Raw genomic sequence first — 25,508 nt, forward strand, 5'->3', positions numbered from 1 at the left:
TCTCCCCTTGCCAAGCCCCACCCCATCTTGACGTCGCCGCCATCAAGTGACAACACTTGTTGTCTACGTCGGAGGTGAGCCGGATGGACGAGAGGCTGCCCGACCCCGAGCTGTTCCGCCAAGGCGGGTTCCGGGTCGCGTCGAGGCTGTTCATCGAGGGTGACATCAGGGGTGACGAGCGCCAGGTGGCCCGGCTGCGGAGGTTCGCGCAGCGGGAGGATCCGGCGGCCGACGTGCTGGTGCCCTTGCTGCGAAAAGGTGCCCAAAAACAGTTCGCACAGGCGCTGCGGCAAGGCATCGACAGCGTCGAGGCTCCGCCGAAGGAGCTCGAAGCCTTCTTCCGCAATGTCGAGGCGACGCCGTACTGGGTCGATCCGGACAGGCTGGACCGCGGAGCGCGGGCGGTCACGCGTGCCGGGTTGCTCGGTCTCTTTCCGCTGGGCGACGTCTCGCTGATGGGCGGCTACCTCGCCTCGCGTGCCACGAAGTCGCTCGTCGGCACCGGCGAGATCGAGTACAAGGCGGCGCGGCGGCTCGTCGAGACGGCGACGTGGTGGATCGACGTGACCACGCCGGGCGCGCTCGTGCCGGGTGGGCGCGGGTACGAGTCGGCGTTGCGGGTACGGATCGTGCACGCGCATGTCCGCGCGGCCATGAATCGCCGCGAGGACTGGGATTACGCCGCTTGGGACAAGCCGGTCAATCAGGTCCAGACCGCGGGCACGCTTCTGCTCTTCTCCCTCGTCTACGTCTTCGGCACGCAACTGCTCGGGCTCCGCTACAGCGCCCGCGAGCGCGCCGACATCCTGCATCTTTGGCGCTACGTCGGCTGGCTGATGGGCGTCGACGAGGAACTCCTGCCCGCGGGCGAGGACGACGCCTGGCGTTTGCTGTGGCTGCTCGCCACCACCGAGTTCATCCCCGACGACGACTCGAAGCGGCTCGCCGCGGCGCTCATGAAATCCCATGCCGCGATCGGTGATGGCCGGGGCGCGGTCGGCAAGGTCCTGTCGCACGTGTCGGTCGCGGCGCATGGGTCGATCAGCAGACTGCTGTTGGGCAAGACCAACGCCGACTTCCTGGAGCTGCCCGACGATCCGATCGCGCAGGCGGCCGTGGTCGCGGTGGCGGGCGTCAACTTCGCCGCCGAGACCGTCCGGCGGCTGGTGCCAGGGGCGACAGCGCTGCAGGAGCGGCTCGGTGCCGCCGGACGACGCCATTATCTCCGGCAGGTCACCAAGGTGTTCCGGCTCGACCCGACCTACGGCAGGCACATGAAGGCAGCTTGACTACGCTGATCGCGTGCTCCTCAGCGACCGTGACCTCCGTAAAGAGCTCGACGCCGGCCGTCTCGGTGTCGACCCGTTCGACCCGACGATGGTCCAGCCGTCGAGCATCGACGTGCGCCTCGACCGCTACTTCCGCGTGTTCGACAACAGCAAGTACACGCACATCGACCCGCAGCTCCAGCAGGACGAGCTGACGTCGTTGGTCGAGAAGGAGGGCGAAGACCCCTTCGTCCTCCACCCCGGCGAGTTCGTGTTGGGCTCGACGTACGAGACCGTCACGCTCGCCGACGACCTCGCCGGGCGCCTGGAAGGCAAGTCCTCCCTCGGCCGCCTCGGTCTGCTCACCCACTCCACCGCGGGCTTCATCGACCCGGGCTTCTCGGGCCACATCACCCTCGAACTGTCGAATGTGGCGAACCTGCCGATCACGCTGTGGCCGGGGATGAAGATCGGCCAGCTCTGCATCTTCCGCCTGTCCAGTGCCGCGGAGTTCCCGTACGGCTCGAACGAGGCCGGCTCGCGCTACCAGGGGCAGCGGGGGCCGACCCCGAGCCGTGCGTACAAGAACTTCCACCGCGTGGACACCTGGCGGTAAGCGACAGGGCCTCGTGAGTGATTTGGGTCGTTCTAACGACCCAAATCACTCACGACAGCCGACCCTGCGTAGGCGGCGAGCGCCTTCGGGACCGCTGACCGGTATTACTACTTTCGGGGGTATTGTCGTAACCAGTTCGTGATAGTTTTCGGCCCCGTGCCCCCCAATAGAACACGAAGCCGGTTACTTTTGGTCACGCTCAGCTTCTTGTTGGGCGGGGTGCTCGCCAGTGCGAGTTACCTGATGGTGACCGATCGGTTCCAGGGCACTGCGCTGAGTAACCTGTCGTTGAGTGTGCCCGACACCAAGGGCAGACCCGGTGACGCCCTCGCCAAGCCTCCCGCCTACTTCGGTCAGACGTCCGCTCCGGCGCCAGGCGGAGCCGCGCCCGGTACGTCCGCTCCGACGTCGACTTCGGAAGCCCCCACGTCTTCCTCCGCCGCCCCGCCCGGCTCGTCCTCGGCTCCGGCCGAGCCGCCCGCTCAGCCTTCCGAGGCGCCGAAGCCGACCCCCAGCAAGGCTCCGGAACCGCCTCGCTCGCAGGACAGCTCGCTCGCCACCCAGGTCATCGATCTCGTCAACGCCGAGCGTGCCGACGCGGGCTGCTCGCCGGTGAGCAACGAATCGCACCTTGCCGCCGCGGCTCAGGGCCACAGCGACGACATGTCCGCCCGGAACTACTTTTCGCACACCACGCCGGAAGGCGTCACCTTCGACCAGCGCATCCGGGCCGCCGGCTATGACAAGCCCGGCGCCGAGAACATCGCCAAGGGCCAGTCGACGGCCGCGAAGGTGATGGACGCGTGGATGAATTCCGACGGCCACCGCGCGAACATCCTCAACTGCAAGCTGAAGAAGATCGGCGTCGGCGTGAACACCAAGGGCATGTACTGGACGCAGAACTTCGGCTACTGACCCTTGTCCCATCGCTGCGCGATGTCGCCGTAGCGGGCCAGTACCGCCGCGCGCAGCTCGGGATCCGTGCGCGGGACCGGTTCGATGAACACCTCGGTGACGTCGCCGAACCCCGCCGTCAGCTCGGTCGCCAGCCGGACGCAGGCGCGTTCGACGTCCGCCGCGCCGAGCGCGTCGTCGAAGTCGACGCGGGCGCAGACGAGCACCTGGTCGGTGCCCATGAGCATGGTCTGCAGGTCGACGACGGCCTCGATCTCGGGTGCGGCCACCAGGTGGTCCCGCAGTCCGCGCACCAGCCTCGGATCCGCCTGCCTGCCGATCAGCAGCCCCCGGTTGGTGCGCCCGAGCACGTAGGCGACGAGTGCCAGCAGGACCCCGATCGCGATCGACGCCGCCCCGTCCCAGACGTGGGAGCCGGTGAGCTGGTGCAGGCCGATGCCGGCGAACGCGAGCAGCAGGCCGATCAGTGCGGCCGAGTCCTCGAACAGGACGGTCTTCGGCGCCGGGTCGTCGATCATCCGCAGGTAGACCGAGACCTTCTGGTTCGCTTGGGCGGCGTCGCGCCGCACCTGCCGCACGGCTTGGACCCACGAGACCGATTCGAGCACGAAGGCGATCGCGAGCACGACGTAGCCGACGATCGGGTCGGTCTGCTCGGTTCCCTCCCCGAACACCGTCGAAAAGCCTTCGTAAAGCGCGAACATCGCGCCGGAGGCGAAGATCGACACCGCCGCGAGCAGCGACCAGAAGTACCGCTCTTTGCCGTAGCCGAACGGATGGACGCGGTCGGCGGGCCGGTCCGAGCGTTTCAGCGCGGTCAGCAGGAGGACCTCGGTGATCGTGTCGGCCACCGAGTGCGCGGCTTCCGAGAGCATCGCGCCGGAGCCGGTGACGATCCCGGCGATCAGTTTCAGCACCGCGATGGCGAGGTTGACCCCGCCAGCCAGCACTACGGTCAGGGTGCTTTCGCCACCGGATTCTTCACTCACCTTGCGTAGCGTAGTGCGACCGAGCCGATCTCACAGACGACGAAGACCCTGCAGTACACGTTCCATCAAGGCGAGTGCCGGATGGCCGTCGAATTCAGCCTGCGTTTCATGAACAGTGACCAAACCGAGTTCGGCCATATCACCCAAAAGGACCTTTGCAACGCCAAGCGGAACTCTTAGTGACGCGGCTACTTCCGCGACCGAAGTCGGCCGGTGGCACAGTGATCGGACCGAATGGAATTCGATGCTGAACCCCGGGGCGTTCCATGGCGCGTCGTCACGGACGGAAATCATCGCTTCGATGGCGAAGTTCCGTTTGGAGTGTGTGCGTCCGCCCGTGCGGACGTACGGGCGGACGCGCGTGCGTTGCCGCTGCTGTCGCTGGGGGCGCCGGGCGGCCGGGATGCTCGGAATGGTGGCCTCTTGGTCCATTCGGGCGAGTGCGGCGCGGGAGGGCGGACGAGGTGTCGACGAGCCCGGCAACGCGAGCCGATGTTCCTTGCCCGGACGGAGTTCGTGACGGTTGCCCATTGATTTCCTCGCCCCATTTCTGTGCCGCCGAAAGGAACCTCGCGGACGACAACGGCAACGAGGAAACGCCAGCTTATCGTCACCGTGTACCGCCGAACGGGTAAGGGAACAGAATGGTCTAGTCCAGATAAAACACGAAGGGGCATTCTCTCGCATTATGTGCGAGAGAATGCCCCCACTGGCAGGAACGTGCTACTTGTCTTCCTCGGGAAGTGGCGTACCGGTGGCCTTTTCGTCGGTGGGCACGTCGGCCTCACCGTCGAGTTCGGCATCCGAGACGCCGTCGAGCGAAGGGGCGCCTGCCGGGACCAGTTGCGGCTCCGGCTTCCGCTTGACCGCGGTCAGCAGGAGCTGGGCGACGTCGACGACTTCGACCTTCTCGCTCGCCTGACCGTCGCTCTGACGCGCGGTGACGCCATCGGTGAGCATCACGCGGCAGAACGGGCAGCCGGTCGCGATCTTCGACGGCGCGGTGCCGAGCGCCTCGTCCACGCGTTCGACGTTGATCCGCTTGCCGATCTTCTCTTCCATCCACATCCGCGCACCGCCGGCGCCACAGCACATCGAACGGTCGCCGTGGCGCGGCATCTCCCGCAGCTGTGCGCCCGAAGCGCTGACGAGCTCACGCGGAGCGTCGTAGACCTTGTTGTGGCGGCCCAGGTAGCAGGGGTCGTGGTAGGTGACGTCCTCGGCGACCGGGGCCACCGGGGTCAGGTGCTTCTCCCGCACGAGGCGGTTGAGCAGCTGCGTGTGGTGCACGACGTCGAACTGGCCGCCCAGTTCCGGATACTCGTTCGCGAGCGTGTTGAAGCAGTGGGCACAGGTGACGACCACCTTGCGCGCCTTGCGTTCGCGGCCCTCGAACACCGAGTTCAGGATCTCGACGTTCTGCTGCGCGAGCATCTGGAACAGGAACTCGTTACCCGCGCGGCGGGCCGGGTCACCCGTGCAGGACTCCTCGGAGCCGAGCACGGTGTACTTCACGCCCGCGATGTGCAGCAGTTCCGCGACAGCGCGCGTGGTCTTCTTCGCGCGGTCTTCGAACGCGCCGGCGCAGCCGACCCAGAAGAGGTATTCGGTGTCGCCGAGGTCGCCGTCGAACACCGGCACCTCGAAGTCCAGGTCCTCGGTCCAGGCGAGCCGGTCCTTGGCGTTCTGGCCCCACGGGTTGCCCTTGTTCTCCAGGTTCTTGAACATCCCGTTGAGCTCGCTGGGGAACGAGGACTCGATCATCACCTGGTAGCGGCGCATGTCGACGATGTGGTCGACGTGCTCGATGTCCACCGGGCACTGCTCGACGCACGCGCCGCAAGAGGTGCAGGACCACAGCACGTCGGGGTCGATGACGCCGCCGTCGTCGCCGATGAGGGCCTTCTGGGATTCCGCGATGGCGAGGACGTCGATGCCCGCGTACATGTCGTCGCCCGACAAGCCGACCTCGTCACCGGCCATGTCGCGCTTGCCGCCCGCGAGCAGGTACGGCGCCTTCGCGTAGGCGTGGTCACGAAGCTGGGTGATGAGCAGCTTCGGCGAAAGCGGCTTACCGGTGTTCCACGCCGGGCACTGCGACTGGCAGCGGCCGCATTCGGTACAGGTGGAGAAGTCCAGCCAGCCCTTCCAGCTGAAGTCCTCGACCTTGCCGACGCCGAAGGTGTCCTCGTCCGGGTCTGCCTCTTCGAGGTCGAGCACCTTGCCGTTGCTCATCATCGGCTTGAGCGCGCCCAGCGCGACGCCGCCGTCGGCCTCGCGCTTGAAGTAGATGTTGAAGAAGGCGCTGAAGCGGTGCCAGGCGATGCCCATCGTCATCGTGCGCGCGATGACGAACAGCCAGATGGTGGCGCTCATCAGCTTGACGAACGCGAACACCGACACCAGGTTCGGGCTGGCGGGCAGCAGCTCACCGATCGGATGCGAGACGAACGCGGCCCAGACCGGGGTTTCGTGGACGTTCATCGCGGACTTCGCGGCGCGGACGCCGATGATGCCGATGCCCTCGATGAGCACGACGGCCTCGATGAAGTACGCCCACTTGAAGTTGGAGCCCTGGAAGCGGGACTGCCGGTCGGCGCGGCGCGGGTGGTTCTTCTGGCGGATCCCGATCAGCACCAAGGCACCGACGATGGTGCCCACCCCGAGCAGCTCCATGAGCAGCTGGAACAGCGACCAGTCGTCGAGGATGGGCCAGCCCCACGTGGGGACGAAGACTTCGCCGTAGGCCTCGAACAGGGCGAGTGACCCGAGCAGGAAGCCCCACATGACCAGCCAGTGCGCGGCGCCGACGCTGCGGATCTTGTTCATGCGGGTGTGCGCGGCGAATTCCTTGATCAAGGTCTTCAGCCGCGCCGTGATCGGGCCGTTGCGGGTCGAGTCCGGCTGACCGAGGCGGATCACCCGCACGAAGCGGGCGATGGTCGCGAAGAACATTCCCCAGGCGACGACGCCGAGCAGGACCGAGATCCCGCCGAGCGTCAGCTGTACAGCGCCCATCGTCGGGTGCCTTTCGTCCGAGTGAAGCGTGGTGGTGGAGGCAGACTAATGCTTCTTACTGATGGGTAACCCACTGACCGCGCCCAAGTCCCACCGATGTGGTGTACACCTCTCTTTGTTTTAAGACGATCGTCCAGGTAGTTTTTGTGACATGAGTGCGTACTTCCTCCTCGCTTTGGCCATCGCCGCGGAGGTATCCGCGACGGTGTCGTTGAAACTTTCCGAGGGATTCAGCAAGGTGGGCCCGTCGATCGTCGTGGTCGTCGGATACGCCATCGCCTTCGTAGCGCTCGCGTACGTTCTGAAGGCGGGTGTCCCGGTGAGCATCGCCTACGCGATCTGGGCCGCGGCCGGTGTCGCCCTGGTGGCGGCGGTCGGCATCGTCTTCTTCAAAGAGCCGGTCAACCTCGCGGTGATCAGCGGGCTGGTGCTGGTGATCGGCGGCGTCGTGTTGATCGAGGCAGGGAGCGCGCACTAAGTGAAGATCCAGATCGACGGCCGGAAGGCACGGGGCGAGAAGCGGCGCGAGGAGATCATCGCGGCCGCACTGCGGGTGATCGAGCGGGACGGCGTCGCCGGGGTCACCCATCGGACGGTCGCGACCGAGGCCGGCGTGCCGACCGCTTCGACGACGTACCACTTCTCCAGCCTCGACGACCTGCTGATCGCGACCCTCATCTCGTGCGCGAGGGACATGGCGACCGAGGTCTACTGGATGATCGACAGGGCCCGCTCGCGCGGCAGCCGCGGCGCGGAAGAGGTCGCCGGGCTGCTCGCGCAGGCGCTGGGCCCCCGCCGCGGGCGGACGATGGCGGAGTACGAGCTGTACCTGCTCGCCGCGCGGAAACCCGAGCTGCGGCCTGCCGCGCGGCGCTGGCTGGACGTGCTGACCTCGATGGTCCGGCACGACGACGAGGTCGCGTTCCGGGTGTTCCTCGCCGGGATCGACGGGCTGCTGATCCAGGGCCTCATCGACGACGAGCCGCCGTCCGCGGAGGAGCTCCGCCCGGTGGTGGATTACCTGCTGAAACCCCGTTGACCCGCCGGGTAATTTCGGATCATGCGGACTGTCGGTGCTTACGAACTGGACGACGACCCGGCGCGGGTGGACCTCGACGTGGTGTGGAAGTTCCTCTCCACCAGCGCTTACTGGGGCAAGTGGCGCGATCGGGAGATGATCGAGAAGGTCGTCCGGAACGCGTGGCGCGTCGTCGGCGCGTACGAGACTTCGACCGGACGGATGGTCGGCTTCGCGAGGGCCTTCTCGGACACCATCGGGAGCGCGTACCTCGCGGACGTCTTCGTCGTCGAGGACGCGCGCGGTGCCGGACTCGGCAAGGAGCTGGTGCGGGAGATGATCGACAACGGGCCGGGCGCGGAGTTCCGGTGGATGCTGCACACCGCCGACGCGCACGAGATGTACCGGCGGTTCGGCTTCGGTGCCCCGGACACCCAGTACATGGAGCGTGCCCGGCCCGGTGGACGGGTCTAGCGCGTTGCCGGAGTGTCATGAGGGGTCCCCATAGGACAGATTTCGTCCTATGGGGACCCCCCATGACACTTGAGGGAAAGCCGCCTCAGCCCTTGTTCTCGTGAAGGGCCGTCAGGGTGGCCCGAGCGATCGCGTGGCTGAAGAGGTTGAAGCCCAGGAAGGCCGGCGTAGCGTCTTCGCCGACTTCCAGCTTCTCGACGTCGACAGCGTGCACCGCGAAGATGTACCGGTGCGGACCGTGCCCGGGCGGCGGGGCGGCTCCGAGGAACTGCTTCACGCCGCCGTCCCCCTTCAGAGTGACAGCGCCCGCCGGCAGGCCGGACCCTGCCGCGTCGCCCGCGTTCGCCGCCAGCGCGGTCACCGAAGCGGGGATGTCGAAGACCGCCCAGTGCCAGAATCCGCTCGCCGTCGGGGCGTCCGGGTCGTAGCAGGTCACGGCGAAGCTCTTGGTCTCCGCCGGGAAGCCTTCCCAGGACAACTGCGGGGAACGGTCTTCGCCGCCCGCGCCGAAGATCCCGGACAGCTGCGGCGTCGGCAGGAAGCCGCCTTCCTCGATGTCCTTGCTGCTCAAGGTGAAGGCAGGCAGATCGGGCAGGAAGTCGTACGGATCGGGTGCCTGCGGCATGCGTCCTCCTGGTCGTGGAACCGATGACCAAGCCAGGTTATGACCCCGAGGACCCCGGTGCGGGATCAGGGACGATTCCGGGGGTAACCCCTATGTCCTTCCCGGCGTGGCCCCCTTAGCGTCGAGGCACACGAAAACCTGCTCTGGAGGGACTCAAGACCATGGCGCGCCCACTCCTCGCAATCGGAGGCATCGCCTTGATCGGCGTCGGTGTCCTCACCGGCCTCGGCTGGTGGTGGCCGTCCGACGCGAAGGCGACCGCCGAGCTGACCCAGTCGATCAAGAGCGTCCGGGTCGACAACGACGAAGGCGCGGTCAAGATCCGCACGGGCAGCGGGCCGGTGAAGGTGCACCAGGAGTTCGAGTACCGCTGGAACAAGCCGGGCGACGCCTACCGCGTGGAGGGCGACACCCTCGTCCTCGCCGGTTGCGGCAGCAACTGCGAGGTCCGCTATGACGTGATCGTCCCGGCGGGCATCCCGGTTTCGGGCAGGCTCGACTCCGGCTCGCTGGACATCGCCGGGGTGTCCACTGTGGATGTCACCGTCGACTCCGGCGGGGTCGAGGTCAGTGACGTGCCGGGCACGGTGAAGGTCAAGGCCGACTCCGGTCGCGTCGAGCTCAAGAACATCGGACAGGCCGTCACCGTGCACGCGTCTTCCGGCGCCATCAAGGGGGAACGGCTCGGCGGCAACGTCGAAGCGCGCGCCGACAGCGGCCGGATCGAACTCGGGCTGGTCAAGGGCGCCGACGTCACGGCGCGCAGTGACAGCGGTTCGATCGAGGTCACCGTGCCCTCGGGCGACTACAACGTCAGCGGCACCACCGACAGCGGCAGCCGCGACATCGGCGTGAACCAGTCCGGTTCGGCCCCGCACAAGCTCGATCTCACTACCGACAGCGGAAGCGTCAAGGTCAACGCGGCCTGACGGACTTATCGGGGGAAACACTTTCTCATGGGGAACACGGAAAAGCGCGTCCTCGGCGCGCTCGCACTCGGCGCGCTGACGGCCTTCGGGATCGTCGGCTGCACAAGCGAAAGCCGCCAGACGCTGAGCGACGGCACGCCGGTCACCGAGCAGATCACCGCGGTCCGGGTCGACGTCCCGGTCGGCGGCGTCACGCTCCGGGTCGAGGACGGCGCACCGGTCTCGCTGCGCCGCGAAGTGACCTACACCGGCCGCAATCCCGGCAAGACGCACAGCGTCGAGAACGGCACTCTGGTACTCGGCGGCTGCAGCCAATGCGGGGTGGACTACGAGGTCGTGGTCCCGCGTGAGCTGGCGATCTCCGGCGGTATCGGCACCGGCAAGATCACGCTCACCCGCGCCGCCTCGGTCGACCTCCACGGCGACGTCGGGGGTCTCGAGGTCCAGAGTGCTTCCGGTCCGGTGAAACTGCGCATCGGCACCGGTGACATCGAGGTCGGTCTCGCCAAACCCGGCGCGGTCACCGCGAACGCCGAGGTCGGCAAGATCACCGTCACCGTCCCGGACGGCGCGTATCAGGTGCGCGCGAAGTCGGAGGTCGGCGGCGTCGAGACCGGCGGCGTGCGGCAGGACCAGGCTTCGCCGAACGTCCTGGACCTCAACGCGGGCACCGGCAAGGTCACGGTGAAGGCCGCGTGAAAACGAAGGCACTCGCCGCCGTCACCGCGCTGACCCTGCTGCCGCTTTCCGCGCTGCCCGCGGCCGCCGCACCGCGGATCGACTGGACACCTTGCGCGACCGAGTACGCGCCCACGTTGGAATGCGCGAGCCTCCGGACGAGCGGCACCTTTTCGATCGCGCTGGCGAAACTGCCCGCGACCGACCCCGCGCGCCGTGTCGGGTCACTGCTGACCAACCCCGGCGGACCTGGCGGCTCCGGGGTCTCCGTGCTCCGGTACGGCGGCCTCGGGTTCGCACTGGACAAACCGGAAATGGCCGAGGTGCGGCAGCGCTTCGACGTCATCGGTTTCGACCCGCGCGGCGTCGGGGCCAGTACACCCGCCGTGCGCTGCGGCCCGGCCTTGCACGACCCGTTGGTCAGCCGGTTCCCGCGGACTCGTGCCGAGTACGACCGGTTCCTCGCGCACAACCGCGCGTCGGGGCAGGAATGTCTCGACCGGACCGGTCCCGCACTGTCCAAGGTGGACACTTGGCATGCCGCCGACGACGTCGAGGCGATCCGGGCCGCCCTCGGCGAGCCGAAGGTCAACTGGCTCGGCGTCTCCTACGGCTCCGAACTCGGCGCCGTGTACGCGGAGAAGTACCCGAAGCGGGTCCGCACGATGGTGCTCGACGGTGCCGTCGACCATTCCCGGCCGACGTGGCAGGCGATCCTCGACGAGACCATCGCGACCGAAGGCGCGCTCAACGACTTCGCGAAGTGGTGCACGACGTCGGCTGAATGCGTGCTTCGCGGCAAGGACGTCCTCGCGACCTACGACGCCCTCATGCGGACGCCGGGTGGTGTCCCGGCGAAGGAACTCGGGCGGAACGTGACCGCCGAGGAGATGTCGGCGGGGATCTACGGCGGGCTGATCCTGCCGGCGTTCTGGCCGACGGTGGCACAGGGCATCGCCGCCGCGACGGCGGAGAAGCCGGACGCGTCGGCGCTGGCGCCCTACGCCCAGTTGGATCCGACGTACGGCGCGTACCGCGCGATCGGCTGCCACGACTTCGGCTCGCCCTTCACCTCCTACGCCGACATGAAGGCGATGCAGGGGCTGGTGAAGACCCTCGCTCCGCATGCCTGGCGCTACACGGAGTTCTGGGACATGGCGAGCGGCTGCGCGGGCTGGCCCGTGGCGTCGGCGTACCTGCCGCGGCCGCAGAAGGTGCGGGGCGCGGCGCCGATCCTCGTGGTCGGGGGCGAACACGACCCGGCGACGCCGCTGGTGTGGGCGCGGGGGCTCGCGCGGAACATCGAGAACTCGATGTTGCTGGTCGACGCCGGATACGGGCACACCGGGCTGCTCAACTCGGCCTGCGTACGCGCCGAAGAAGTGAAATACCTGGTGAGCGGGGTCACACCCGCTCCGGGCACGGTCTGCCGGTAAGCCGGGAACAAGACGCCCTGGTCGCTCGTTGAGCCGGGTACAAGGTTGAGTGCAGTCGGCTCAAGTCCGGCTTGACGGAAACCGCATCATCCCGATAGAACTTGCGTAGCACCCACTCAAGGTGGGGGTGAACGTGCAGGTCACGAATAGCAGGAGGAACACCATGGCGCGAGCGGTCGGCATCGACCTCGGCACGACCAACTCGGTCGTCGCTGTCCTTGAGGGCGGCGAGCCGACGGTCATCGCCAACTCCGAAGGTTCACGCACCACCCCGTCCATCGTCGCCTTCGCCAAGAACGGCGAAGTGCTGACCGGCCAGCCGGCGAAGAACCAGGCCGTGACGAACGTCGACCGGACCATCCGGTCGGTCAAGCGGCACATCGGTACCGACTGGAAGACCGAGATCGACGGCAAGGCCTACACCTCGCAGGAGATCAGCGCCCGCGTGCTGATGAAGCTCAAGCGGGACGCCGAGGCGTACCTGGGCGAGACCATCACCGACGCGGTCATCACCGTCCCCGCCTACTTCGAGGACGCGCAGCGGCAGGCCACCAAGGAGGCCGGGCAGATCGCCGGCCTGAACGTGCTCCGCATCGTCAACGAGCCCACCGCGGCGGCGCTGGCGTACGGCCTGGACAAGGGCGAGAAGGAACAGACCATCCTGGTCTTCGACCTCGGTGGCGGTACGTTCGACGTCTCGCTGCTGGAGATCGGCGAAGGCGTCGTCGAGGTCCGCGCGACCTCCGGTGACAACCACCTCGGTGGTGACGACTGGGACGAGCGCATCGTCACCTGGCTGGTCGACAAGTTCAAGTCGTCCAACGGCATCGACCTGACCAAGGACAAGATGGCGCTGCAGCGCATCCGCGAGGCGGCGGAGAAGGCGAAGATCGAGCTGTCCAGCTCGAACTCCGCCAGCATCAACCTGCCGTACATCACCGTGGACGCGGACAAGAACCCGCTGTTCCTCGACGAGCAGCTTTCCCGCGCCGAGTTCCAGAAGATCACTTCGGACCTGCTCGAGCGCACTCGCAAGCCGTTCAACAACGTCATCCGTGACGCGGGTGTCGCGGTCGGCGACATCGACCACGTCGTGCTCGTCGGTGGTTCCACCCGCATGCCCGCCGTGTCGGACCTGGTCAAGGAGCTGACCGGCGGCCGCGAGCCGAACAAGGGCGTGAACCCGGACGAGGTCGTCGCCGTCGGCGCCGCGCTGCAGGCCGGTGTGCTCAAGGGTGAGGTCAAGGACGTCCTGCTGCTCGACGTGACCCCGCTTTCGCTGGGTATCGAGACCAAGGGCGGCGTGTTCACCAAGCTCATCGAGCGCAACACCACGATCCCGACCAAGCGTTCGGAGATCTTCTCCACCGCGGACGACAACCAGCCGTCGGTGCAGATCCAGGTGTTCCAGGGTGAGCGCGAGATCGCGGCGCACAACAAGAAGCTCGGCATGTTCGAGCTGACCGGTCTCCCGCCCGCCCCGCGTGGCGTGCCGCAGATCGAGGTCACCTTCGACATCGACGCCAACGGCATCGTGCACGTCCTCGCGAAGGACCTCGGCACGAACAAGGAGCAGTCGATGACGATCACCGGTGGTTCCGCGCTGCCGAAGGACGACATCGAGCGCATGGTCAAGGACGCCGAGGCGCACGCCGAGGAAGACAAGCAGCGCCGCGAAGAGGCGGAGACCCGCAACCAGGCGGAGACCCTCGTCTACCAGACGGAGAAGTTCGTCAAGGACAACGAGGACAAGCTGCCTGACGACCTCAAGAGCAAGGTGAAGACCGCGATCGACGAAGCCAACGAGGCGCTCAAGGGCACCGACTCGGCGAAGATCCGCGAGTCCATCGAGAAGCTGAACACCGCTTCACAGGAACTCGGCACCGCGCTCTACGCCAACGCGGCAGGCAACGCCGCCGACGGTGCGGCCGCGGGCGAAGGCGCCACCGGCGCGGCCGGTGCCGGTGCGGGTTCGCAGGCCAAGGCCGACGACGTCGTCGACGCCGAGATCGTCGAAGAGGACGAGAAGGACAAGAAGTGACGGAACGCTACGACGAAACCGAGGGCCGGGGCCCGGACGAACCGGTGGTCGTGCGGGACCGTGGCCGGGTCGATCCGACGACCGGTGAGGTCCGTCAGGCCGCCCCGGCCGCCGAACCCCAGGACGGCCCGAAGCACGCGGCCCCCACCGAGGAGCCCGCGGACCCCCCGTCGGCCGCGACCCACGCGGGCCCCGGCCTCGGGGACTCCATTGTGGACGATTCGGTGTCGGTGGCCACCGGTCTGGAGAAAGAGCTGGCGGAACGCACCGCGGACCTCCAGCGTCTCCAGGCGGAGTACGCCAACTACCGCAAGCGCGTCGACCGTGACCGCGAGCAGGTCGTCGCCGGCGCGAAGGCGTCGGTCGTCGGCGACCTGCTCCCGCTGCTCGACGACCTCGAGCGCGCGGAGCAGCACGGCGATCTGACGGGCGCTTTCAAGGCGGTCGGCGAGAAGCTGGTCGCCAGCCTGCAGCGGTCGGGACTCGAGCCGTTCGGCGCCGAGGGCGAAGCCTTCGACCCGAGCGTGCACGAGGCCGTCCAGCACAGCACGTCCCCGGACGTCGCCGGCCCGACGGTCACCACGGTCATGCGCCGCGGTTACCGCTTCGGCGAGCGTGTGCTGCGCGCGGCGCTGGTCGGGGTCACCGATCACGAACCGGGTGCCGCACCCGCGGCCGCGTCCGCACCAGAGGCGCAGGCCACCCCGGTGGATCCGCCCGTCGGCGGCGAGCTGCCGCTCGACGGCGAGCTCTTCGATGAAAACAATCGCTGATCGGCGAAACGGCGTGAAAGGAGGAGACGTTCGGTGAGTGCACGGGAATGGATCGGTAAGGACTTCTACCGTGAGTTGGGCGTCTCCTCCGACGCCACCCCGGACGAGATCAAGAAGGCCTATCGCAAGCTGGCCAAGGAGAACCACCCCGACGCCAACGCGGGCAACGCGGAGGCGGAGAAGAAGTTCAAGGCGGTCTCCGAGGCCTACGGCGTGCTTTCCGATACGTCCAAGCGCAAGGAGTACGACGAGGCCCGGCGTCTCTTCGGCTCCGGCGGTCCCGGTGGCTTCGGCTTCCCCGGCGGCGGCGGTGCCGGCGGGTTCGACGTCGGCGACATCTTCGGCCAGGCGGGCCAGCAGCAGCAGGGTGGCTTCGGTGGGCTCGGCGACATCCTCGGTGGTCTCTTCGGCCGCCGCGGTGCCGCCGGTGCCACGGCGAACCGGCCGCAGCGCGGTTCGGACGTGGAGACCGACGTCCGGATCGACTTCACCGAGGCGGTCAAGGGCGCGACCCTGCCGCTCCGGTTGTCGAGCCCGGCGACCTGCTCCACCTGCGGCGGGAACGGCGCGAAACCGGGGACTTCCCCGAGGACGTGTTCGACCTGTCTGGGCAGCGGGCTGGTCAGCCGCAGCCAGGGCGCGTTCGCGTTCTCCGAGCCGTGCCGCGACTGCCGTGGCCGCGGCACGATCATCGACGACCCCTGCCCGGAATGCGCGGGCGAGGGCGTCAGCACCCGCACCCGCACGCTGACCGTGCGGATTCCGCCGGGCGTCGCCGACGACCAGCGGATCCGGCTCGCCGGCCAGGGTGAACCGGGCAAGGGTGGCGCGCATGCGGGTGACCTGTACGTCCGCGTGCACGTCGCACCGCATCCGGTGTTCGGGCGGCAGAACCTCGACCTGACGATCACCGTGCCGGTGTCCTTCGCGGAACTGGCCCTCGGCGGCACGATCACCGTGCCGACCCTCGAGGGCAAGGTCTCGCTGAAGGTGCCGCAGGGCACGGCGAGCGGCCGTGTGCTTCGCGTACGCGGCAAGGGAATCGCGAAACGGGACGGCTCGCAAGGCGATCTGCTGGTCACCCTGCAGGCGGCCATTCCGTCCAAATTGGACGACAAGGCCCGTGAGGCACTGGAAGCCTACGCGGAAGCCATGGCCGACCACGATCCGCGACCGGAGATCACCGAACTTCTCGAAGGCAGGTGAGCATGATGTTCGGCGGGCTGCCGCACGGTGCGGACGAAGACACGCCGGTGTTCGTCATCTCGGTGGCGGCGCAGCTTTCCGGTATGCACGCGCAGACCCTCCGGTCCTACGACCGGCAGGGTCTCGTGTCTCCGGGCCGGACGTCCGGCGGTGGACGCCGTTACTCCATGCGGGACATCGCGTTGCTGCGCGAAGTGCAGCGACTGTCCCAAGAGGACGGTGTCAACCTCGCGGGCATCAAGCGGATCATCGAGCTGGAGAACCAGGTCGACGCGTTGCGGAGCCGGATCGCCGAACTGACCGAGGAGCTCACGGCCGCGTACGTCGCCGCCGAACAGACGGCCGCGGCCGTGCACGCCTCCTACCGCAAGGACCTCGTGCCCATGCGGCAGCAGACGGCCTTGGTGATCTGGAAGCCCAAAAAACGCATTTAGTCCTCTAAATGCGGGAACGCCTTCCGGTGCTTGGCTGCGACCGGTGCATTTAGAGGACTAAATGCGTTCTACTGGCCGGGGACCAGGGCGCGCAGCTGCTGGACCTCGCCGGTGCGCGAGTCCATGATCCGCTGGGCCAAGGCCTTCGACTCCGGGTTCTTGCCGTCCTTCAGTTCGGTCCTCGCGAGGGCGACCCCGTTGTGCTGGTGCGCGACGAGGATGTCCACGAAGTCGAGGGTGAACTCCCCGCCATCCTTTTTGGACAGTGCTTCGAGCAGACCCTTGTCGGTGAGCCCGTCGCCACCGTGATGGTGGTGCGCGTGCGGGTCCATCGAGCCCGTCTCGGGTTTGCCCCAGGACTTCAGCCAGTTCCGCATGTCGGAGCTCTCGCTCTGCTGCGTCGCCTCGATGGCGGACGAGAGATCCTTTAGTGGCTGTTGCTGCCCCTGTTTGGTGTGCACCAGCTTGACGATCTCCACGCCCTGGTTGTTGTGGGCGATCATCATTTGCAGAAACATCACGTCGGCGTCGTTGTACTCCGCGGACGCCGGGGCGCCCGTCGCCGACTGGGGAACCGGGGAGATCGGGGCGCCGGCGGTGGTGGGTGAGCCATCACCGGTCCCGCAGCCCGCGAGGGCCACGAGACCGGCGACGAGTATCAGGCCGAACTTCACTGCCGGCTCCACAATGCCGGGGTGTTCGGCGGTTCCCAGCCTTGGATCGCCGTATGCGCCAGCTGGCAGCGGTAGGTCGCGCCGCCGTAGGTCACCGTGGTGCCGACCGAGTAGGCCGTCCCGGTCGCCCAGGTGCCACCAGCGGGCGGGGTGGTGGTGCTGGTCGGGGGATTCGACGTGGTCGGCGGGTTGCTGGTGGTCGGCGGGTTGCTCGTTGTCGGCGGGTTTCCGCCGCCGATCTGCAGGTCGATGCAGCTGTAGAAGGCCATCGGGGTGTCCGCGATGTTCCAGATGGCGAGGACCTTTTGGCGGCCGCTGAAACCGCTCAGGTTCACCGTGTGCGACGTCGGGTCCTTCGGCGCGGAGTTGTTGCCGCTGATGTCGGCGATCTTGGTGCCGCCGATGTAGTACTCGTAGTTCGTGGTCCGGTGGTAGGCGGTGAACTTCCAGTTGAAGGTCACGCTGTTGCCGACCGAGGCGGCGGGCCACGACTTCGATTCGTCGTTGAGCTGCGCGAACCCCGGAACGCCGCCGTTGCAGCTGCGAAGCCCCTTGGGACCTTCGACGCTCTGCGGTTCGTAGACGATGCTGCCGCAACCGGAAACCTTGCCCTGTGCGCAGTTCGCCTGACGGCTGGGTGGGGACAGCACGTAGCCGTGCGCGCTGGCCACCTGCGGGATGGCCACGATGGCGATCGGGGCGAGCACCGCACCGGCGGCGGCTGCCATGAGCTTACGTTTGACGGTCATGCCGGCTCCTGGGATGGAACGACGGTGTTCCCGCGAGGGGGAGCAATGTGGTCTAGACCATAGATCCGCCGGTGACCAACGGTCAATGATTCACTGACCTACTGCTGCAGAGAGCCCAAGTGGAACAGCCGATCGGCCTAATACGAAGGAACCGCCGGGTCAATCCAGGGTGAAGGGGTCGTACTTGATCCTGGCCAGGTCCGTCCCGGTGGCGAGCAGTTTCGCGATCGTCGCGCGGATCATCGACGGCGACCCGGCGACGTAGACGTCACGGTCCTTCCATTCTCCGCGCTGCGTGACCGCCATGGCCAGCGTGCCGCGGTCACCGCCGGGGATGGTGCCTTCCTCGGTCACCGGGGTCACCGTGAGCCAAGGGCAGGTGACGGTCAGCCCGCGGAGGTCGTCGAGGGCGTAGAGGTCTTCCGGCCGCCGGCCGCCGAAGAACAGATGCACCGGCGGGTTGTGGCGCCAGCGGGACATGTCGTCGAGCAGGGCGAGCAGCGGCGCGATGCCGGTACCGCCGCCGATCATCAGCAGTGGACGGCTTTCCGTGTGGTGCACCGAAAGCGCGCCGAGTGCGGGGCCGATGCGCCAGACGTCGCCGACCCTGGTGTGGTGGACGATCGCGCGCGAGACCCAGCCGCCGCGCACGGCGTGCACGTGGAACTCCAGTGTCCCGTCGTCGTGCGGCGCCGTCGCCGGTGAGAAGTACCGCCACATCCGGGGACGTTGTGGGACTTCGACGCTGACGTAGCCGCCTGCCCGGTACGGCAGTGGCTGGTCGGTGCGCACTTTGATGACGGCGACGTCGCGGGAGGCGCGGCGGTGTTCGACCACCGTGGCCTTCCACCACGCCGGCCCGATCTCCTTGCCCGCGGCCTCACGCATGCTCTTCGAAATGACGCCGTACGCGGTGACCCAGGCGTCTTCGACCTCAGGCGTCCAGTCGTCCTTCAAGAACCGTTTCAGCGCGGTGATCAGCGCGACGCCGACGGCGTCGTAATGGCGGCCGAGGACATCGAACTTACGGTGGTCCCGGCCTAGCTGACTGAGAAACGTGGACAGTTCGTCCGGCCGGCCCACCATCTGTACGACGTAGACGAGGGCGCGCAGTAAACGATTTCGTTGCGTGGCCATGTTGATCGGGAACAACGCCCTGGCGTCCGGCGAAACCGAGAAGAGCACCCCGTAGAAGTACTGGGACAGCTCCTCGGCTTTCGTTTCGACGGCGGCGAAACTCTCCCTGATGAGCTTGGCCATCTGGACGGTCTTGTCCGCCGCCGGTGCTTCGATCAGTGGCGGAACAGGTACCGGTGGCGAAGTTCTCGACGAACTAGGCGGATGTTCGTACTTCACTGTTTCGGCAGTCATGGGTGAACGATTTTCTCCAGTTGGATCGGGCATATTCTCCAGACCCGATGTCATCGTGCTCGTGTTCCCCCGAAGGTTCACGACTGTATGCCTGGCCGTCGCAAAAGGAGCCAAGAATCGTTGTTTCCCGCTCGAACGGAGCAAACGATATACACGCCGTAAACCCCATCTGTCACACGGTAAAGGTGATCATGCGATGCGGATTTTCGTTGTCCACCAGTGCTTTTCGCCAGTTCGACACGAAAGCGTGATCGGCCGATCGGGTGGTGTTTCTCTGCGCTTATCGAGTCGCGTAACGGTACGCGGTGCTCAGCCGACCCTTATTGTCGAATCACATTCGACCGGCGGGGAAAGGGCTGCTAGTCGATGGTGAAGGGGTCGTACGCGATCTGGTCGAGCGCGCTGCCCGCGACCAGCATCCGGGACACCGTCGCCCGGATCATCGTCGGCGAGCCGGAGACGAGAATCCGGTGGCCGGGCCAGGATCCGTACTGGGTAACGGCTTCCGCGAGCGTGCCCTGTTCGCAGCCGGGGGCTTCGTCACCGCGTTCGACCACCGGGGTCACGGTAAGCCACGGGTTCGTGGCGGCGAGGGCGCGCAACTCGTCGAGGTCGTAAAGGTCCTCACGCGACGGTCCACCGTAGAACAGCCGGACCTTCGGGTTCTCGCCCCACTGCGCGAGGTCGTCCAGAATGGCGCGCAACGGTGCGACACCGGTGCCGCCCGCGATCATCAGCACGTCGCGGCGGTCGGTCCGGTCGACCGAAAGCCTGCCGAGCGGCGGGCCGAGCCGCCAGACGTCGCCCGGCTGCGTGTGGCTCACGATGGCGCGGGACACCCAGCCGCCGTCGACGGCACGCACGTGGAACTCGATGCCGCCGTCCTCGCGCGGTGCGTTCGCCGGGGACAGATAGCGCCAGAGCCTCGGCCGCTGCGGGACTTCGACGCTCATGTACTGGCCAGGCTGATACGGCACCGGGTATTCGGGCTGGACGCGGACCAGGGCGAGGTCCCAGGTGAGCCGCCGGTGCTCCAGCACGGTGGCCGACCACGACGCCGGGTTCACGTCGGCCGCGGCGGCCTCCTGCATCGCGCGGGCGACGATGGTGAACGCCTCCGCCCAGGCCCGTTCGACCTCCGGTGTCCAGTCCGGACCGAGGTGGTTCTTGAGCGCGGCGAGCAGTGCCGTGCCGACGGCCTCGTAATGCCGCGGGATGACGCCGAACTTGCGGTGGTCGCGGCCGAGCTGGGTAAGGAACGGCACGAGATCGTCCGGCCGGTCGACCATCTGCACGATGTGGACCAGCGCACGCACCAGCCTGCCGCGCTGGACCTCCATGTTGATCGGGAAGAAGTCCCGGGTGGCGGGCGCGAGGGTGAACAGCATGCCGTAGAAGAACTGGGAGATCTCCGGGATGAACGGCTCCGACTTCGCCCAGGTGTCGCGGATGAGCCGCACCATCGCGGTGACCGCCGGCGGGGCTTCCCTCGGCGCCGAGGACCGGGGAACGGGGCTGACCGCGTCGGCTGTCACGGGCTGGGGGTCGCTGATCGGGAAGTGCATACCGGAACGCAATTCCGATGGTTCACGAACGACGGGCGACTGGAGAAGAATTCACGGATCATTCACCTCTCCGGTCAGTGGCTGTCGGCCGGTCGGGCTGGGTTCCGGCTCGTCCGCGAGAGTAGCTGCCGAGAGCCCTTTTGCCCGCATCGTTGCTCCGGACGGGTGTAGTGGAATCCCGGGGCGAGTGGGCGATCTCACGAGGTAAACAGTTGTCTTACGCAAGCTTCGCCGAATAAAGTTGTACTGTACAAGTAGCCGGGAGGCATCGATGAGCTCCGCCGACGACGCCAGGGTCGAACTGATGCGTGAGTTGAAGGCCGCCTCCCAGCTGCAGCACGCCTGGATCATGCAGGCCTGGCAGGACGACCCCGGCCTGCATCCGGCCGCCGCGATGCTGCTGTCCGATCTGGCGAAGCACGGTGAAGCCCGCCCATCGGAACTGGCGAAACGACGCTTTGTGGACCTCTCGGTGGTAAGCCGTCAAATCTCCCAATTGTCCGCGGCGGGGATGGTCGACCGCCGCCCCGCGCCCGAGGACGGCCGCGCGTCGATCATCAGCATCTCCGAGCGCGGCCAGGCGGAACTGAACCGTAGGCGGGCCGGTTATCTGGCCTTCATGGAGCGTGCGCTCGGTGACTGGGACGAGGAAAAGGTCCTCGAGCTGACCACGCGTCTCGCAGAGATGAACGCGGACATCCGCGCCGTTCTGTCCGTGCCCGCGTGCGAGGTTTGACGCCGCCCGTTGCTACCGGCGGGTCTTGACTGAACGGACCTTTCGTAGCGCTGTCACCCCGGTAACGTCGATATTCGTGCGGAACCGGGTCGCGTTGCTGGTCGCCTTGGGAATCGACAACTTCGGCTCGGGACTCTTCCTCCCACTGGGCCTCCTCTTCGTCATCCGTGTGGTGGGTCTGCCCCTCGCCCAGGCGGGGTTGGCGATTACTCTCGGTGCACTGGCCGGGTTGCTCGTCCCCGCGGTCGCGGGGCGGCTCGTCGACCTGTTCGGGCCGCGCACGGTGATGATCTGCGCCCATCTTCTCCAGGCCGCCGGGGTGGCCGCGTACCTGCCGGCCACCGGCTTCACCGGGGTAGTCGGGGCGTCGGTGATGCTCGCGGCCGGGCAGCAGCTGTTCTACAGCTCGCAGTTCTCGCTCATCGCCGACGTCGCGGGCGAAGGCCCGAAGGACCGGCCGTTCGCCGAAGCCGCGATGGTGCGCTCCGCGGGCTTCGGCCTCGGTGGGCTCGCGGCGGCCGGGTTGCTGGTGTGGATCGAGCGCGAGGGGCTGTACGTCGCCGTCATCGCCGACGTCTTCACGTTCGTCGTCGCCGCGGCCATCCTCGCGACACTGGTGCCGCCGCTCCCGCGGCACACCCGGCGGCTTTCGGGGCCGGCCAGGATCTGGCGCAACCGCCCCTACCTCGCGCTTATCGTGTTCAGCGGGCTTTTCGCGCTCACGATGGACTTCTTCCTCATCGGGATGCCGGTGTACGTCTTCAACTCGCTTCAGGGGCCGCGATGGCTGCCCGGAGCGATCATCGCGCTGCTCACCGTGGTCACCAGTCTGGGTGGTGTCGTCGCGCTGCGGGTCACCCGGAGGCTGACCCGGATCGCCGCGATGCGCACGGGTTCGGCGTTGTTCGCGGTGTGGTGCCTGGCGTGCCTGGGGGTGGTGTTCGTGCCGAAGGTCTTCCAGCCGGTTTACCTGCTCGGCGCGACCCTCGTGCTGGCCGCGGGGGATCTGGCGTTCGGTCCGCGGTCCGGGGCGCTGGCCGAAGCGGCGGCGCCGCCGGAGGCGCGGGGACGCTATCTCGCGGCCTTCCAGTACGCGTTCACCCTCGCCGCGGTGATCGCTCCGGCCGTCGTCGCGCTGTTCTCCGTGGCAGTCTGGATCCCGTGGGTGCTCGTGGCCGCGTGCGCCTGCGCCGCCGTCGTCGGCCTCGGCCGGGTGGGTCCGCGGCTGCCCGCGGAGGCCGTCTCGCCGGGAGGTGGCGGACCGATTCAAGGTTGAGCGGAACAGACTCAACTTTTCTGACGTTGTACCGGTCGACAGACTTCGCAGGACCTAGTACGAGGTGAGGGATGGACGCTTTCAACCCGACCACGAAGACCCAGCAGGCGATCTCGTCGGCGGCGCAGGCGGCCACGATGGCCGGTAACCCGCATGTGGCGGCCGCGCATCTGCTCGGCGCGCTGCTGGCGCAGGGTGAGGGACTCACCGCACCGCTGCTGACCGCGGTCGGGGCCGACCCAGCGCAGGTGCACAAGGAGCTGGAGCCACTGATCGCGGCGTTGCCGTCGGCGACCGGCGCCACCGTGTCGAGCCCGCAGTTCGACGCGCACGCGGTCAAGGCGCTGACGCACGCGCAGAAGCTCGCGACCGAACTCGGCGACGAGTACGTCTCGACGGAGCACCTCCTCGTCGGTCTCGCCACCGAGGGCGGCCCGGTCGCCGACCTGCTCAGCCGGCACGGCGCCACCCCGGACGCGTTGCGTGACGCGTTCGCCAAGGTCCGCGGTTCCGCGCGGATCACCAGTCCGGATCCGGAGAGCACGTTCAAGGCGCTGGAGAAGTACGGCGTCGACCTGACCGAACGGGCCCGCGCCGGTGAACTGGACCCGGTGATCGGCCGCGACACCGAAATCCGCCGTGTGGTGCAGGTGCTCTCGCGCCGTACTAAGAACAACCCCGTGCTGATCGGTGAGCCCGGTGTCGGCAAGACGGCCATCGTCGAGGGCCTCGCCCAGCGCATCATCGCCGGTGACGTGCCGGAGTCGCTGCGCGGCAAGCGGGTCGTGGCGCTGGACCTCGGTTCGATGGTCGCGGGCGCCAAGTTCCGCGGCGAGTTCGAAGAGCGGCTGAAGGCCGTGCTCAAGGAGATCACCGACTCCGCGGGCGAGGTCGTCACGTTCATCGACGAGCTGCACACGATCGTCGGCGCCGGCGCGACCGGCGAGGGCGCGATGGACGCGGGCAACATGATCAAACCGATGCTCGCCCGCGGTGAGCTGCGGATGGTCGGCGCGACCACGCTCGACGAGTACCGCCGGCACATCGAGAAGGACGCCGCGCTGGAGCGGCGCTTCCAGCAGGTGCTGGTCGGTGAACCGTCCACAGAGGACACCATCGGTATCCTGCGCGGGCTCAAGGAGCGGTACGAGGTGCACCACGGGGTGCGCATCACCGACGCCGCGCTGGTCGCCGCCGCGACGCTGTCCGACCGCTACATCACCGCCCGGTTCCTGCCGGACAAGGCAATCGACCTGGTGGACGAGGCCGCGTCGAAACTCCGTATGGAGATCGACTCGCGGCCGGTCGAGATCGACGAGGTCGAACGGTCTGTGCGGCGGATGGAGATCGAGGAGATGGCGCTGTCCAAAGAGGACGATGTCGCCTCCAAGGAACGGCTCGCCGTGCTGCGCTCGGAACTGGCCGAGAAGCGCGAGACGCTGACGGCGCTGACCGCGCGCTGGCAGAACGAGAAGGGCTCGATCGAGCGCGTCCGCGAGCTCAAGGGGCAGCTGGAGCAGCTGCGCGGCGAGTCCGAACGCGCCGAACGCGACGGCGACCTCGGCAAGGCCGCCGAACTCCGCTACGGCCGGATCCCCGCGCTCGAGAAGGAGTTCGAGGCCGCGACGGCCGCCAGCGAGGTCAGCCAGCAGAACGTCATGCTGAAGGAAGAGGTCGGTGCGGACGACGTCGCGGACGTGGTCAGCGCGTGGACCGGCATCCCGGCGGGACGGCTGCTGGAGGGCGAGACGGGCAAACTGCTCCGGATGGAGGAGGAGCTCGGCAAGCGGGTCGTCGGGCAGAAGGAGGCCGTGCAGGTCGTCTCGGACGCGGTGCGCCGCACCAGGGCGGGCGTCGCGGACCCCGACCGGCCCACCGGCTCGTTCCTGTTCCTCGGCCCCACCGGCGTCGGCAAGACCGAGCTGGCGAAGGCGCTGGCGGAGTTCCTGTTCGACGACGAGCGCGCGATGCTGCGGATCGACATGAGCGAGTACGCCGAGAAGCATTCGGTCGCCCGCCTGGTCGGGGCGCCCCCGGGTTACGTCGGCTACGACCAGGGCGGTCAGCTGACCGAGTCCGTGCGCAGGCGGCCGTATTCGGTGGTGCTGCTGGACGAGGTCGAGAAGGCCCACCCGGACGTGTTCGACGTGCTCCTTCAGGTGCTCGACGACGGACGGCTCACTGACGGCCAGGGCCGCACGGTGGACTTCCGCAACACGATCCTGGTGCTGACCTCGAACCTCGGCTCGCAGGCCATCGCCGACCCGACGCTCGACGAGCGGCAGCGCCACGACGCGGTGATGGCGGTCGTGCAGCGGCAGTTCAAACCGGAGTTCCTGAACCGGCTGGACGACATCGTGGTCTTCCACGCGCTCGGCACCGACGAGCTGACGTCCATTGTGGACATCCAGATCGCCCGGCTCGCCTCGCGGCTCTCGCGGCGCCGCCTGACGCTGGACGTCACCGTCGGAGCGCGTGAATGGCTCGCGCTGAACGGTTTCGACCCGATCTACGGCGCGCGGCCGCTGCGGCGGCTGGTGCAGTCGGCGATCGGCGACAAGCTGGCGAAACAGTTGCTGGCCGGTGAGATCCGGGACGGCGACACGGTACGGGTGGACATCCCGGACCACGAGGCGTCGGAAGCGCTGACGGTCACCCGGGTGGAGTGACCTCGGATCGGGGTCGCCTACTGAACGCTATGAAAGGACCTTTCCTTG

24 protein-coding genes are annotated in these 25,508 nt (G+C 67.7%); 16 read left to right on the forward strand and 8 right to left on the reverse strand.

Annotation, left to right across the window (positions count from 1 at the left end; all coding sequences use genetic code 11):
- The first annotated feature begins 83 nt into the window (after positions 1-83).
- From ACZ54P_RS02720 to ACZ54P_RS02730, 3 genes are all read left to right on the forward strand, one after another.
- The gene (locus tag ACZ54P_RS02720; protein ID WP_465459821.1) at positions 84-1,289 is read left to right on the forward strand and encodes an oxygenase MpaB family protein; all 1,206 of its coding nucleotides are present in this window, start codon (positions 84-86) and stop codon (positions 1,287-1,289) included.
- A gap of 13 nt (positions 1,290-1,302) precedes the next feature.
- A complete protein-coding gene (gene dcd, locus ACZ54P_RS02725; RefSeq protein ID WP_125679521.1) occupies positions 1,303-1,884 on the forward strand; it encodes a dCTP deaminase in 582 nt (193 codons plus the stop codon).
- Between the two features lie 219 nt (positions 1,885-2,103).
- Positions 2,104-2,799 carry a CAP domain-containing protein gene (locus ACZ54P_RS02730; protein ID WP_465460222.1) on the forward strand — a complete coding sequence of 232 codons (696 nt, stop codon included), beginning with the start codon at positions 2,104-2,106 and terminating at the stop codon, positions 2,797-2,799.
- On the opposite strand, the gene ACZ54P_RS02735 is transcribed toward ACZ54P_RS02730, so the two are convergent.
- The 3 genes from ACZ54P_RS02735 to ACZ54P_RS02745 all read right to left on the reverse strand — a co-directional run bounded on the left by ACZ54P_RS02735 (position 2,793) and on the right by ACZ54P_RS02745 (position 6,806).
- Entirely contained in the window at positions 2,793-3,788 is a 996-nt protein-coding gene (locus ACZ54P_RS02735) for a cation diffusion facilitator family transporter (RefSeq protein WP_465459822.1), read from the reverse strand. The two genes, ACZ54P_RS02730 and ACZ54P_RS02735, sit on opposite strands and share 7 nt — an antisense overlap.
- Positions 3,789-3,818: 30 nt before the next feature.
- The gene (locus ACZ54P_RS02740) at positions 3,819-4,319 is read right to left on the reverse strand and encodes a DUF742 domain-containing protein (protein ID WP_465459823.1); all 501 of its coding nucleotides are present in this window, start codon (positions 4,317-4,319) and stop codon (positions 3,819-3,821) included.
- A gap of 192 nt (positions 4,320-4,511) precedes the next feature.
- Positions 4,512-6,806: a (Fe-S)-binding protein gene (locus tag ACZ54P_RS02745; protein ID WP_465459824.1), complete on the reverse strand. Its 2,295-nt coding sequence runs from the start codon at positions 6,804-6,806 to the stop codon at positions 4,512-4,514.
- A 151-nt stretch (positions 6,807-6,957) separates the two neighbouring features.
- Between ACZ54P_RS02745 and ACZ54P_RS02750 the strand changes: the two genes are divergently transcribed.
- Genes ACZ54P_RS02750 through ACZ54P_RS02760 form a run of 3 tightly spaced genes read left to right on the forward strand, consistent with a single transcriptional unit; the run spans position 6,958 to position 8,298 of the window.
- Positions 6,958-7,284, forward strand: coding sequence for a DMT family transporter (locus tag ACZ54P_RS02750; protein WP_465459825.1), 327 nt, complete (start codon positions 6,958-6,960; stop codon positions 7,282-7,284).
- Complete coding sequence (locus tag ACZ54P_RS02755) at positions 7,285-7,845, forward strand: TetR/AcrR family transcriptional regulator (RefSeq protein WP_465459826.1); 561 nt, start codon at positions 7,285-7,287, stop codon at positions 7,843-7,845. It abuts the gene before it with no gap.
- A gap of 21 nt (positions 7,846-7,866) precedes the next feature.
- The gene (locus ACZ54P_RS02760; RefSeq protein ID WP_465459827.1) at positions 7,867-8,298 is read left to right on the forward strand and encodes a GNAT family N-acetyltransferase; all 432 of its coding nucleotides are present in this window, start codon (positions 7,867-7,869) and stop codon (positions 8,296-8,298) included.
- An 85-nt stretch (positions 8,299-8,383) separates the two neighbouring features.
- On the opposite strand, the gene ACZ54P_RS02765 is transcribed toward ACZ54P_RS02760, so the two are convergent.
- Positions 8,384-8,923: a YbhB/YbcL family Raf kinase inhibitor-like protein gene (locus ACZ54P_RS02765; protein ID WP_465459828.1), complete on the reverse strand. Its 540-nt coding sequence runs from the start codon at positions 8,921-8,923 to the stop codon at positions 8,384-8,386.
- Positions 8,924-9,084: 161 nt separating this feature from the next.
- On the opposite strand from ACZ54P_RS02765, the gene ACZ54P_RS02770 reads away from it, so the two are divergent.
- The 7 genes from ACZ54P_RS02770 to ACZ54P_RS02800 all read left to right on the forward strand — a co-directional run bounded on the left by ACZ54P_RS02770 (position 9,085) and on the right by ACZ54P_RS02800 (position 16,420).
- Positions 9,085-9,852: a DUF4097 family beta strand repeat-containing protein gene (locus ACZ54P_RS02770; RefSeq protein WP_465459829.1), complete on the forward strand. Its 768-nt coding sequence runs from the start codon at positions 9,085-9,087 to the stop codon at positions 9,850-9,852.
- Positions 9,853-9,879: 27 nt separating this feature from the next.
- A complete protein-coding gene (locus ACZ54P_RS02775) occupies positions 9,880-10,551 on the forward strand; it encodes a DUF4097 family beta strand repeat-containing protein (RefSeq protein ID WP_465459830.1) in 672 nt (223 codons plus the stop codon).
- Positions 10,548-11,966, forward strand: coding sequence for an alpha/beta hydrolase (locus ACZ54P_RS02780; protein WP_465459831.1), 1,419 nt, complete (start codon positions 10,548-10,550; stop codon positions 11,964-11,966). Before ACZ54P_RS02775 ends, ACZ54P_RS02780 begins: the two co-directional genes overlap by 4 nt.
- A 163-nt stretch (positions 11,967-12,129) precedes the next feature.
- Positions 12,130-14,007 (forward strand): molecular chaperone DnaK, encoded by a 1,878-nt coding sequence (gene dnaK, locus ACZ54P_RS02785; protein ID WP_465459832.1) that lies wholly within the window; start codon positions 12,130-12,132, stop codon positions 14,005-14,007.
- Entirely contained in the window at positions 14,004-14,780 is a 777-nt protein-coding gene (gene grpE / locus ACZ54P_RS02790) for a nucleotide exchange factor GrpE (protein WP_465459833.1), read from the forward strand. Before dnaK ends, grpE begins: the two co-directional genes overlap by 4 nt.
- 33 nt (positions 14,781-14,813) lie before the next feature.
- Positions 14,814-15,986 (forward strand): molecular chaperone DnaJ, encoded by a 1,173-nt coding sequence (dnaJ, locus tag ACZ54P_RS02795; RefSeq protein WP_465459834.1) that lies wholly within the window; start codon positions 14,814-14,816, stop codon positions 15,984-15,986.
- A 5-nt stretch (positions 15,987-15,991) separates the two neighbouring features.
- Positions 15,992-16,420: a heat shock protein transcriptional repressor HspR gene (locus ACZ54P_RS02800; RefSeq protein WP_208616280.1), complete on the forward strand. Its 429-nt coding sequence runs from the start codon at positions 15,992-15,994 to the stop codon at positions 16,418-16,420.
- A gap of 68 nt (positions 16,421-16,488) precedes the next feature.
- Here the strand turns inward: ACZ54P_RS02800 and ACZ54P_RS02805 are convergent, their stop codons facing one another.
- The 4 genes from ACZ54P_RS02805 to ACZ54P_RS02820 all read right to left on the reverse strand — a co-directional run bounded on the left by ACZ54P_RS02805 (position 16,489) and on the right by ACZ54P_RS02820 (position 20,779).
- Entirely contained in the window at positions 16,489-17,094 is a 606-nt protein-coding gene (locus tag ACZ54P_RS02805; RefSeq protein WP_465459835.1) for a DUF305 domain-containing protein, read from the reverse strand.
- Positions 17,091-17,843, reverse strand: coding sequence for a lytic polysaccharide monooxygenase (locus ACZ54P_RS02810; protein WP_465459836.1), 753 nt, complete (start codon positions 17,841-17,843; stop codon positions 17,091-17,093). Before ACZ54P_RS02810 ends, ACZ54P_RS02805 begins: the two co-directional genes overlap by 4 nt.
- Positions 17,844-18,002: 159 nt before the next feature.
- The gene (locus ACZ54P_RS02815; RefSeq protein WP_465460223.1) at positions 18,003-19,103 is read right to left on the reverse strand and encodes an FAD-binding oxidoreductase; all 1,101 of its coding nucleotides are present in this window, start codon (positions 19,101-19,103) and stop codon (positions 18,003-18,005) included.
- 470 nt (positions 19,104-19,573) lie between these two features.
- Entirely contained in the window at positions 19,574-20,779 is a 1,206-nt protein-coding gene (locus ACZ54P_RS02820; protein ID WP_465459837.1) for a globin domain-containing protein, read from the reverse strand.
- A gap of 271 nt (positions 20,780-21,050) precedes the next feature.
- On the opposite strand from ACZ54P_RS02820, the gene ACZ54P_RS02825 reads away from it, so the two are divergent.
- The 3 genes from ACZ54P_RS02825 (at position 21,051) to clpB (ending at position 25,460) form a co-directional block, all read left to right on the forward strand.
- Positions 21,051-21,515, forward strand: a complete 465-nt coding sequence (locus tag ACZ54P_RS02825) for a MarR family winged helix-turn-helix transcriptional regulator (protein WP_465459838.1) — start codon at positions 21,051-21,053, stop codon at positions 21,513-21,515.
- A 76-nt stretch (positions 21,516-21,591) separates the two neighbouring features.
- On the forward strand, positions 21,592-22,791 hold the full coding sequence (locus tag ACZ54P_RS02830) for an MFS transporter (RefSeq protein ID WP_465459839.1): 1,200 nt from the start codon (positions 21,592-21,594) through the stop codon (positions 22,789-22,791).
- Between the two features lie 71 nt (positions 22,792-22,862).
- On the forward strand, positions 22,863-25,460 hold the full coding sequence (gene clpB, locus ACZ54P_RS02835) for an ATP-dependent chaperone ClpB (protein WP_465459840.1): 2,598 nt from the start codon (positions 22,863-22,865) through the stop codon (positions 25,458-25,460).
- Positions 25,461-25,508: the final 48 nt, after the last annotated feature.

It is taken from the genome of Amycolatopsis sp. NPDC034160, assembly GCF_055575355.1.